The sequence below is a fragment of the Paenibacillus sp. AK121 genome (genome assembly GCF_019042715.1).
GTDB lineage: Bacteria > Bacillota > Bacilli > Paenibacillales > Paenibacillaceae > Paenibacillus > Paenibacillus polymyxa_C.
This window is the reverse complement of record NZ_JAHPJM010000010.1, coordinates 36,165-47,639: the sequence shown is the minus strand read 5'-3', so window position 1 is coordinate 47,639 and position 11,475 is coordinate 36,165. Positions and strand designations below refer to the sequence as shown.

The following is an 11,475-nucleotide window of genomic DNA, read 5'->3' as shown; positions in this document are numbered from 1 at the left end:
GCTTACTTATCTTAATTTGCAAAGGAAGAAGCACATGAATGAAATGAAGGAAGACAAATATGTCATCGGAGAACAACAATTCTCCATTCATCACATCTACCGTACCGGCTTCACAGTTATGCCCAGACCTCATGTTCATGAGAACTATGAGCTGTATTTTTTGCTGCAGGGCGAACGCATCTACTTTATGAACGGCAAGGTATACACCGCTCGCAAGGGCGATCTGATATTCATCCTTCCTCATGACTTACACTCTACCGCCAGCACGCAATTGGAGGAAACAGAACGCATTTTGATTCATTTTTCTCCGACGTTTCTCCCACCGCAGGATCGTGACATTCTGGATCTACCGCCGTATCAGCAATCCGCGTTGCTTCGCTTACCGGCTAGAGAACAAGTCGAAGTTGAACGACTGTTCCTGCAAATGAATAGCGAATGTAGGAACAAACAGCCTCTGCATGACCGTTGTGTACAGCATTTGCTGCTGGAAATGCTTATCCTGGTGCACCGATCGGAAGCAGCCGAGCGTAGTGAACTTATTTCATCTCATCCCATGCATCAGAAAATCACAGAAATTTCGTCTTTTATTCAGGATCATTTCAATGAGCCGTTAACTCTCGAACAAGTGGCCGCCTGCTTTTTTATTAGTCCAGCTTACCTAAGCCGCATCTTTCTAAAATTGACTGGCTTTCATTTCAGCGAATACATCCGCGTCGTGAGGGTTAGGGCGGCTCAAACCAGACTGCGAACCACCAAAGACAAAATCCAGAGCATTGCGGAGGATGTCGGCTTCGGTCATGCCTCCCATTTTAATAAAATCTTTAAAAAAATAACCGGGCTCTCCCCTCTTCAATACCGTAAACAGGTTCGATAGGTATTCAGTGTAAATAATTAGGCGCTAATTTTATACATTCGCTCTTGTCTTGTTTTTCCATTCTTATATCTGCTTGCTCTTTCATGGAACTAAAGACGAGCCGCCTGGATTAGGTAATTTACACGACAAAAAAGCCATACTTCGCTGCAATGTGTGCAACGAGGTATGGCCTATTCCATCATTCATTTTACCTCTTCAAGATGATACTCATCGTTTATCCGTGACCTCTATTGTAATGCTTTGATATCCTGAAGCAGCATTTCAATGTTTTCTTTCTTTGTGGCCCAACTGGTGCAAAATCGAACAGCAGTATGTGTATCATCAACCTTTTCCCAAAAGGAGTAAGTATATTTTTCACTCAACGCCTGTAATATACGATCTGATATAATTGGAAACTGCTGATTGGTTGTAGAATGATACAGGAAAGAAAACCTTTGCTCGGATAATCCTTTTTGCAGCAATATGGCCATATCTATGGCGTGTTTGGAAATCTCAAAGTATAAACCGTCCTCAAACAGCGTTTCAAACTGAATGCCCAGCATTCTGCCCTTAGCCAGCAGTCCTCCTTTTTGCTTGATCATATATCTAAAGTCTTTTTTCAAAGCATCATTTAGGATAACGACGGCTTCTCCCATCATTGCTCCAATTTTAGTGCCGCCAATATAAAACACATCGCACAGCTTTGCTATATCTGCTAATGATACATCGCTATCCTCTGCAACCAAACCATAGCCTAAGCGGGCTCCATCTATAAACAGCGGTAAACCATATTCACGACAGACTTTACTTAACACTTCCAGCTCCGATCGGCTATAGATCGTTCCATTCTCGGTCGGTTGAGAAATATAAACCATCCCGGGTTGTACACAGTGCTCAGGTGCAGAATCACTCCAGTGAGCGTCGTATAGTTCCTTTACCTGCTCACCCCGGATTTTCCCATCCTCGCTTGGCAAGGTCAGTACTTTATGTCCAATAGCCTCAATTGCTCCGGTCTCATGCACAGCAATATGTCCAGAAGTTGCCGCAATCACACCTTGATGCGGACGCAAAATCGAAGAAATGACCGTTGTATTGGTCTGTGTACCTCCAACCAAAAAGTGTACATCCGCATTTTCGGAGTCACACGCCTTTTTAATATAAGCTCTCGCTTTTTCACAATGATCGTCCATACCATAGCCTGGCGTTTGTTCCTCATTCGTTTCCAGTAGTCGCTGTAATATACGTTCATGGGCACCTTCGGTATAGTCGCATTCAAATCGTATCATTCTGTATCCTCTCCGAAATATCCAATTTCTTCTGAATTAACAACATAGAAGCATGTAATTCTTCAATCTCTATTTCTGAAAGTCCTTGAACTAATCTTAGAATTTGCTCATCAGACCTTTCATTCAATTGGTTGTAGAACGTTTTTCCTTTAGGTGTCAGACGAATTAGATTTGTTCTATTATCCACCGTTGAATTTTCCTTAACAAGAAAGCCCTCTTTGCAAAATTTAGCAATGATCCTGCTCATATAGCTGCGATCAATTTTAAGAGATTCGACCAGCGTATTCGCAATACATGGCTCGATCAACCCGATCTCTATAATGACACGTGCCTCGGTAAAGGAATATCCGCTATCCAGCACATGTCTATCTAAAACACCAAGTAAATTCGTATAGAACCGATTAAAACGCCTCATATCCGCTATGATATTAGCATCTATATTGACCATAACTCCCCCTATTTAGTGGACTTTTGCAACAATTATAGTACTGATATTTGTTGACTATGTCAACAAATAAAAAGATCGTACATGAAGACCTTCGCCTCATATACGATCCCTATTCTAAAAGAAATATTGAAGTATATTGTTTTCTGTATTTACCTACAAGGTCAATGAGCTATCGGTGTTTATAGACTTTTCCTGCTTCTGCTTCCGCTTCAGCTTCAGATGAGCTACGACCATATACAGCGTCGGAACGACAAACAAGGTTAAAATGGTCGAAAAGATCAGGCCAAAGATAATGGTCGTTGCCAACGGTTTGAAGAGAATTTCTCCTATGGTGGCGATAGGGATCATCCCCACAATCGCAGTTAACGAAGTAAGCAAGATCGGACGGAAACGGGCAGAACATGCCATAAGGATCGCGTCTGTCAGTTCAGCTCCTTCACGCCGCGCATCTTCAATAAACTCTATCAACACAATACCGTTACGCACAACGATACCAGCCAGTGAAATGATCCCCATAATACTCATGAATCCAATTGGCATGCCTGAAATAAAGCTTCCAAGAATTCCGCCTGCCGCTGCCAGATACACAGTGGTCATAATAATAAGCGGTGTGGAGACGGAGTAAAACTGCATCGTGATCAAGAGCAAGATGAGAAAAACAACGATAATAGCTAATTTCCCTAAATCTGTAAAAATATCAGATTGCGCGGATGTTTCTCCTCCCATCTCCCAGGTGTAGCCTGGTTCAAATTGTGTATGGGTTAGTTTGCTACGGATGTCATTAGTGAGTTCTGTAGCTGTACGCCCATTCGCATTGGCTGAAATCGTTACCGTTCGTTCCAAATCATAGCGGTGGATTTGCTGAATGGAAAAGTCCGGTTTCATCGTGACTAACTGGGATAATGGAATTTGCTCTTTTGCCGCATTGGTTACACTTAATTGTTGGAACAATACCTCAGGATCATCGTTTGGTTTATTCATGTATATATTTATATCCAGCAATTCCTTACCTGTATCAAAATCCGTTACATTGACCCCGTCACCCATTAACAGCAGAGTACGCGTCAAATTGGAATAGCTAACCCGATATTTATCCAAGGCTTGTGGGTTGACTTGGAAATTCAGATTATAGCTTTGCATCCCCATATTATCGGTCACGTCTACAGCTCCGGGGGTACCCGCAACCATTTCTTTGACTTTAGCTGTCATGTTTTGCAGTTTATCAATGTCTTCTCCCTTCATCCGGATAGACACCGCACTGCCGACCGGGATACCTAATTGAGGAACCCGAATGCTGATCAATGCAGATGGATATTTGGCTTGCAACGTATGAGTCCAGCTATCCACTGTTTTCTGGAGATCGAATAGCCCCTCTTTTCCAACGACAGCAAGTTGACCATTGACTGCTCCCCCGGAGCCGTGACCGCCTGCAACATCGCTGTACATCTGAGGCGCTCCTCCACCTGCCGTTGCCGACAGCCGCTCTGTTTCTGGTTGTTTTTTGACCCACATCCCAATCTCGTTAATTACCCGATTGGTTGCCTGTAACGATGTTCCTTCCGGCATCGTTACGCTGATCGTGGCATCTGCCTGATCGGATTCTGGGAATAATTGAATGGGAACAACCGCAAGTAATCCATAAGCTGCCGTACCCATCATAAGACCAATCAGCGCTGTTAAAAGCGGACGCCGCAGTATTCTTGGCATCCAGTTTTTAGAGTACACATTGGATAGAGACTGGATTTGATGACCCAGAAGCCCGGGCGGCTTAACTGCTTGGTTACTCTGTTTCCCTTTACGGCGTTGATCATACCATTGACGAAAAATAGGAATAATTGTTAACGACATAATCATGGAAGCTAGCATTGTTAACGAAATAACGGTAGGGATCGGTTTAATAAAGTCTCCGATATTACCCGGCAGGAATAACAGCGGGGCAAATGCTGCAACCGTAGCTAGCGTAGCTGTAATGATCGATAAGGATACCTCTTTGGTTCCTTTAATAGCTGCCTCCGTCGCATTTTCCCCAAATTCAGAGCGTCGGCGTTCAATATTGTCATTGACCACGACAGCATCATCAACCAGTATCCCTAGCACGATGATGAGCCCGATGACTGAAATTTGATTCAGCGTAGTTCCTGTCATAGGCAAGAAAATAAAGCCGATGGCGATGGAAACAGGAATGGCCAACGCCACAAATGCAGAAGTTAGCAAATTCAAGCCTAAAGTACATATCACAATGACCGATAAAATAGCGATAATCATCTCTTTGGTCAGGTTTCCAAATATTTCACTCACTCGATCATTTTGTGCAAAAAGCAGCTCAAAATGTACATTCTTCGGCAAACTGCTCGCAAGTTGATTGATTTTGGCTGTTGTAGCTTTGGATACCGTTGGCACATCTGTTCCTATATCTCCGCTTACACTGATCGAAATAGCAGGCTTGGTATTCACATACGTATAACTAGCTGCTTTTTTAAAAACAAGTGAGGCAGTACCTATATCCTTCAGAGATATCGGAAATCCATCGTCATTGCTTGAAATCTGAACGTTATTTAGAATCGATGGATCAGTTGAGGCATTCACCGTCAGCTGATAAGTACGCTCATTGAAATCCATACTTCCTGTAGGAACTCTGTCATTCTCGTCCTTGATCGCTTGAACGACTTGTTCCCAGGAGATGTTATATTGTTGCATCTTTTGCGTGTCTAAACTGACTCGTACCTCTTGCTCAGGTATTCCTTGAATATTAACTTGCGAAATACCGGGGACTGTTTTTAATTGATCTTTCCATTTGTTCATTAATTCATTTAATGAGTACAAATCCTCAACCTTATCAGAGGTGATCGCATATGAACCAATAAAAGAGCTGGTCATGCTATCATTGATTATAGGCTGCATTGCATCGGCTGGAAGCTCGGATTGTGCATCCTGCACCTTTGTACGAAGATCAGCCCATACTTTTGTCGGGTCCGCATCATTCAAAGCTTCTATGATGATACTGGATTGGCCTTTCGATGAAGTGGAAGAAATCGTTTTGACACCTTGTACAGCTTTAATTTTCTGTTCCATGACCTTAGTAATGGTCTGCTCAACTCTCTCAGGTGAGGCACCCGGATAGACGGTTGTAACACTGGCGGTCATGGGAATAACATCAGGCTGCTCCTGTTTGGGTAACGATGTAAAATTAAAGAGTCCTAGCAGTATGCACATGCCAAAGAAAATAAGCGTAATTTTCTGCTTTTTAACAATATATTTAATCATTCGGACGACTCCTCCGATTTCCCAAGCACATCATTCCCAATTAAATCGCCATTAAATAAGGTTCCTGCTCCTTGTGTAACGATTTGATCGCCTGCCTGTAGTCCGGAGAGAACTTCGAATTGATTATTCGTCACTTTTCCCACTTTAATCGTGGTTTTAACAGCCTTACCATTCACAGCTTTAAATATATAAGGGTCACTTCCATTGCTAATCACGGCTTCCACAGGCACTAACAGTGCTTCCGCTTGATTTACACTTTTAGATGCGCTGATGACTTGACCAGGTTTCCAATTCAGTTCAGGATTAGGAATGCTAACTTCCACATTAATACTGCCCGTTTTGGTATTCGTGGATGGATAGATCTGAGTAACAGTCCCTGTTCTAATTTCATCATAGAGAGAAATATTTACCTTTTGGTTTTTCTTCCATGATAAGATTTCGCTATCCGGTACGGGAAGAAGTACTTTTAGGGTCTTGATATTCCCGACAATGAATGCCTCACTTCCACTGGAGCCCAGTTGACCATCGGCTACTTTTTTTTCAATGACTACGCCAGCGATCGGGGAGGTTAAAGTAGCTTTTTTAAGTGACAAGGATGACTGTTCATAAGCAGCCAATGCATCCTCGTAGGTAGCCTGCGCCTGAGCTTTACTGGCTAGCCCTTGCTGTTTCGTAGCCATAGCGGTCTCCAGCCCTGCTCTGGCCTGCTCTACACCAGCTGAAGCCTGGGCACGTTGTTCCTGTGAGGCTCCCGCAAGCAAGAGAGACAACTGCTCTTGTGCGTCACTTAAACTTTTTTGTGCATTCGTTAATTCCAGCTGTGCATTCTCATTTTCCGACAATGATGCTGCACCTGCCTGGAACAGACTTTGCGTCCGTGCGGCATCCGCTTTTTTCTTATTGTAAGCATTGGTGGCCGCAGTAACCGCATTTTGTGACTGTGCAATTTCCTGCTTTTTGGCGCCATTGTTCAATTCCTGCAATTTCGATTGGGCCGCATCGACCTGGGATTGTGAACTATGAATACCCGCCTGTGCCGATTGAACAGAAGCCTCCGCTTGGCTAAGACCGGCTTTTGCCTTTTCCATGGTTGCCTTGGCCCGATCCAGCTGCAGCTGGTAGGCAGATGTATCTAACTTCGCAAGGACGCTCCCTTTTTCTACGGAGTCCCCTACCTCAACCATAGTGTTCAATATACGTCCATCCGCTTCAAAGGAAACACTAGCTTCATTACTTGCCTGCAATGTTCCCGCCAGATTAAAATCATTGGCCAAAGGTTTCATTACAAGCTTCTCTACTTTTACCGGATGACTTGCTTGTGTTACAGAGTTCTCCGTTGCACTGGAGCAACCGGAAGCTACTATAGCTAATGCAATCCCCGTAATCATGATCCTGATTCCTTTTTTCTTCAACTTCATGTCATCCTCCCTGATTCTCTCTTCTAAAGGTGCTATCAGCAACCCGTGGGTCATGTAAACTTTTTTCATTTCTTTTTTCATGTTATAACAATGAACACACAAAAAAATCGTACAAAGGGGCAAGCACCTTATGTACGACTGGGCAATGAAATAACATCTATTCAGTTAATATCTCTAAAGCTGTAAAATCCCACGTTCCAACGAAACAGCAACGGCTTCAGATCTGGAATCAACACCAAGCTTATTATAAATATTCGTTAAATGCGCTTTGACGGTACGCTCGGAAATCCCCATATCAAATGCTATTTCCTTGCTTTTAAAACCGTGTGCAACAGACTTTAATATATGCCTTTCCTTATCCGTAAGAACTAAGCTGCTCTCGCGGGATTCTAGCTTGGCTTCTTTCTTATTCGTTGCAGCGAACACCCTTGCTGTTATTTCTGGCTGAAGCAACGTTTCACCCCTAAGCGCTGACTCAATCGTGCGAAACAGGTTTTCCCGGCTGGTATCTTTCAATAAATATCCTTTTGCCCCCAAAGAAAGTCCCTTAATCATTAAATCATCTTCGTTATAGGTAGTCAGGATAATGACAGGCGTTTCATTTTGTTTTTCTCTGAGGGCTTTCATTGTTTCCAAACCACTCATTTGTGGCATATATAAATCTAGCAATATGACATCCGGTTGAAGCTCCTCGATCAGTTTAAGAGCAGTTGCACCTTCTCCGGCCTCACCAATAACTTCATAGCTGTCATTGGTCTCCAACACCAGCTTTAACCCTTCTCTAACGACCCAATGATCGTCGACGATTAGAATCTTGTATTTCATGATAGGTCTCCTTTAGTAAGAGGCGCCTCTATTTTTATAGCTGTACCTGCTTGCAATATACTGTTGATATTTATGTTTCCACCCAGCATCCGTACACGTTCATGGATCCCTATTATTCCGTAATGTCCTGTTTGCTTGGCAATTATATTCGTATCAAATCCTTTTCCATCATCACGAATCTCAATTTTAATCTTGCCTTCGTTATCTAAGATATTAATCCATACGGTATTCGCATGTGAATGCTTCGCTACATTGGTTAAACATTCGCTTATAATAAACAGTCCATGCTCGAACAGCAGTCTGGGGACTGAAGCTTTAATTTTGATGTTGCGTATGACACGAATGCTCGTAGCCATTGTAAATCGCTGTATTTCTTCCTCCACTGCTTCTGCAAAATCAACTTCCGAGATCGTTTTCGAACGCAGATTGTCTATGGCTCGCCTTGAATCAGACAATGTCCTCCGTACTTGTGACATCGATTGTTGGACAATCTCTTGGGCTCTTTGCGTACTTCCTTTGCTCAGATGAGCGTCAATGGCTTCCAGCTGCATGATTAGCCCAGCAAGCCCTTGAGCCAGCGTATCATGCAGATCACGGGCCATGCGTTGTCGTTCATTGGCAATTGTAAGTTCTTCCACCTTTTGATGTGCAATTTCAAGCTCTTTCAGAACATTTTGTGTGCGGATTCGTGCTTTGACTTGTTTGAGAAAAAGAACCGCATAAGCTACTATAACAACGGCAATTAGAAAAAATAGCGGGATGAACAACACAAATTGCCTGCCGTCATTGTGAGAGACCACAGCCACACAAAAAAGAACGTAGGAGATCAAAAATACAAGAATGACCTTCAGCGGCTTATAATAAATACCTATACTCTGACCCACCAAAACGGGCATTAAACCCACTAGTACAATGGAGAAACTTTCAGGTAGAAGAAATGCACTAGCAAAGATCAAGCCCCCTTGTATCACAAAATAAGCCCATGAAAAATATTTTGCCACTCGATGAGCATGCAGGTACAAGAGGATGTGCAATATGATAATTATAGTGAACAAAGAACTTTGCAGCAGTTTTAAACCACCGAACAAATGTTGAAGAATGACAGACTCACTATAAATTATAAAAACCCATATGATCGTTAATATTTTTGAAATATCCTTGTTCTCAACTTCACCTTCACTTTTACTCTCACTTGTTTCCGGATTTAGATTTTGAACCTGAACATTAGATGCATCGTTCATAATTCCCTCCTACAATTCTGAATTCAGCTTTTCAACTTATTAAGATATGCCGCTATGACGGCCTGGTCTATTTCGTTTGAACAAAAATCATTTATATATCATTTTACAAAAAAACGAAAAGAAAAAAACGTACACATGGGCAGTTTCACTTGTACGTTTGGGCATTGAGTACTTTTTGTTCGATACTATCCATTATGGCGTCATATAAAAAGCACGCAGCAGGTATCCTGTGCGCGCTTGACCCCTCTCTATTCTTCTTCCAACTCATCTGGTACATCATATTTATTGATATGTGAAGTCATTGCTGCAACAGCTTCGCTGGCATCCGTGGTGGCCGGTACTTCTCTGACCACATCATCCGTCTGATCCCGAAAATTCAAACGATCTGCCTCGATCTCTTTCTGTTGATTCGGTTTCATTTTTCATGTCGCTCCTTTCTATTCAAGGGTCTGATCTCGTTCTGTTAACGCGTACAAAGGCACTTCCCGTTCCTCTTCCGGGTTGTTCAGCGCATAGATTCGTGCCGTCTCACGCTGTTCATTCACATGCTGAATATAAATGGGTAGCCCATCGCACAACACATTTGCCATGATGGGAGAGGACGCTATTTCTTGTGCTCTTTGAACATTCATTTAGAAAAAACCTCCCTTGCTAAATAGCGTTCGTCTTTACTATGCACGAGGTAAATATTTGTTATACACATTTCATGCCAACATGTCCTTACGTTATTCTTTAGAATGATGTTGACCGAGTTTTAAAACACAATCATGAAAGGATATCATTTGAAAAAATAAATATTATTGTTATTATGGATTAAGAGATTCAGTTAAACTGCATCTTAAATGAAAGAGAAAGAAAGGAGCAAGGATGGATGTTAAACGTATTAATGGTTAATTTTCCGGCAGAAGGACATGTAAACCCCACGCTTGGGATCACGCAAGCCTTTGCAGCACGAGGGGACCAGGTTCATTACATTACAACTGAGAAATACAAGAATAGACTCGAAGCAGTTGGAGCGAAGGTTCACCTGCATCCTGATCTGGTCAGGACTGCTTCCATTGATACCAACACTCCGGCAGGACTGAACGCATTTTTGAATATTCATATCCAGACTTCGATGGACATCTTAGCCATCACTCAGGAGCTGTTCGAGCGTATTCAATTTGACTTGGTGTTCTATGATCGATTCGGAGCTGGTGAATTAGTAAGAGATTATTTGAATATTCCAGGCATTTCTTCATCCCCATCTTTTCTCATTTCAAATCATCTGATGGCTGCCAATCTCTTCCGCTCCGACGCTAAAGTACCGTTCCATCCTGATGAACAAGTCACGACTTCACTGCAGCTCATGAAAGAAAGATTCGGTGTTGCCCCCAAAGAGCTGGTTCAATTTATGAACAATTCAGGGGTTTTGAATGTTGTATATACGAGCAAATATTTTCAACCAAATGGTGAACAATTTGGGGACGAGCATCTTTTTATTGGTCCCAGCTTCCCGGAGCGCAAAGAAGAAAATTCATTCCCGCTGGACAGATTACAGGGTAAAAAGGTTTTGTATATTTCGATGGGAACTGTTCTGGACCACACTGAAGACTTTTTTAACACCTGCATTGAGGCTTTTTCCGATTTTGAAGGCATCGTCGTGATTGCAGCTGGCGAGAAAGCTGACTTTACGAAAATTAACCCGGCCCCTGAGCACTTTATCATCTCACCCTATGTACCTCAATTGGAGGTATTACGTCATTCAGATGTATTTATTACTCATGGTGGAATGAACAGCGTGAATGAAGGAATTCACTTTAATGTACCCTTGGTCGTGCTGCCTCAGGACAAGGATCAGCCTATGGTCGCGCAGCGGTTAACGGAACTTCAAGCTGGCTATCGAATAACTAAGGATCAAATCAATACACAAACGTTAAGAGATGGCGTACATGAGGTCATGTCAAACGCAGCGTATAAAGAGGGCGTACAAAAAATAAATGACAGCTTCCAGCAATCCGGCGGTACCAAAGAAGCTCTCGCAAAAATTGATGCTTATCTTGATGCTTATCTGCAACATAAGCGCGCCTAAAATCACACGAGCAAAATGGCCACAAAAAAACAGGAATCTGACCATCCACGGTCAGGTTCCTGTTTGTGG

The 11,475-nt window shown here is 42.7% G+C and carries 10 protein-coding genes; 2 read left to right on the top strand and 8 right to left on the bottom strand.

Annotated elements, in window-relative coordinates; all coding sequences use genetic code 11:
* Nucleotides 1-34 precede the first annotated feature (34 nt).
* Nucleotides 35-874: a helix-turn-helix transcriptional regulator gene (locus KSP24_RS17530; protein WP_216976041.1), complete on the top strand. Its 840-nt coding sequence runs from the start codon at nt 35-37 to the stop codon at nt 872-874.
* Nucleotides 875-1,101: 227 nt separating this feature from the next.
* On the opposite strand, the gene KSP24_RS17525 is transcribed toward KSP24_RS17530, so the two are convergent.
* The 8 genes from KSP24_RS17525 to KSP24_RS17490 all read right to left on the bottom strand — a co-directional run bounded on the left by KSP24_RS17525 (nt 1,102) and on the right by KSP24_RS17490 (nt 9,967).
* Nucleotides 1,102-2,139, bottom strand: a complete 1,038-nt coding sequence (locus KSP24_RS17525; protein ID WP_216976038.1) for a threonine aldolase family protein — start codon at nt 2,137-2,139, stop codon at nt 1,102-1,104.
* Nucleotides 2,126-2,587, bottom strand: coding sequence for a MarR family winged helix-turn-helix transcriptional regulator (locus KSP24_RS17520; protein WP_013373204.1), 462 nt, complete (start codon nt 2,585-2,587; stop codon nt 2,126-2,128). Before KSP24_RS17520 ends, KSP24_RS17525 begins: the two co-directional genes overlap by 14 nt.
* 153 nt (nt 2,588-2,740) lie before the next feature.
* On the bottom strand, nt 2,741-5,851 hold the full coding sequence (locus KSP24_RS17515) for an efflux RND transporter permease subunit (protein ID WP_216976036.1): 3,111 nt from the start codon (nt 5,849-5,851) through the stop codon (nt 2,741-2,743).
* Nucleotides 5,848-7,269 carry an efflux RND transporter periplasmic adaptor subunit gene (locus tag KSP24_RS17510; protein ID WP_064963624.1) on the bottom strand — a complete coding sequence of 474 codons (1,422 nt, stop codon included), beginning with the start codon at nt 7,267-7,269 and terminating at the stop codon, nt 5,848-5,850. Before KSP24_RS17510 ends, KSP24_RS17515 begins: the two co-directional genes overlap by 4 nt.
* A 174-nt stretch (nt 7,270-7,443) precedes the next feature.
* Nucleotides 7,444-8,094 carry a response regulator gene (locus KSP24_RS17505; RefSeq protein ID WP_025674660.1) on the bottom strand — a complete coding sequence of 217 codons (651 nt, stop codon included), beginning with the start codon at nt 8,092-8,094 and terminating at the stop codon, nt 7,444-7,446.
* Nucleotides 8,091-9,335 carry a sensor histidine kinase gene (locus KSP24_RS17500; RefSeq protein WP_216976034.1) on the bottom strand — a complete coding sequence of 415 codons (1,245 nt, stop codon included), beginning with the start codon at nt 9,333-9,335 and terminating at the stop codon, nt 8,091-8,093. Before KSP24_RS17500 ends, KSP24_RS17505 begins: the two co-directional genes overlap by 4 nt.
* Nucleotides 9,336-9,583: 248 nt before the next feature.
* Complete coding sequence (locus tag KSP24_RS17495) at nt 9,584-9,754, bottom strand: hypothetical protein (protein WP_013373210.1); 171 nt, start codon at nt 9,752-9,754, stop codon at nt 9,584-9,586.
* Nucleotides 9,755-9,772: 18 nt separating this feature from the next.
* On the bottom strand, nt 9,773-9,967 hold the full coding sequence (locus KSP24_RS17490) for an H-type small acid-soluble spore protein (RefSeq protein WP_013373211.1): 195 nt from the start codon (nt 9,965-9,967) through the stop codon (nt 9,773-9,775).
* 239 nt (nt 9,968-10,206) lie between these two features.
* Between KSP24_RS17490 and KSP24_RS17485 the strand changes: the two genes are divergently transcribed.
* Nucleotides 10,207-11,406 carry a macrolide family glycosyltransferase gene (locus KSP24_RS17485; RefSeq protein ID WP_216976032.1) on the top strand — a complete coding sequence of 400 codons (1,200 nt, stop codon included), beginning with the start codon at nt 10,207-10,209 and terminating at the stop codon, nt 11,404-11,406.
* Nucleotides 11,407-11,475 lie beyond the last annotated feature (69 nt).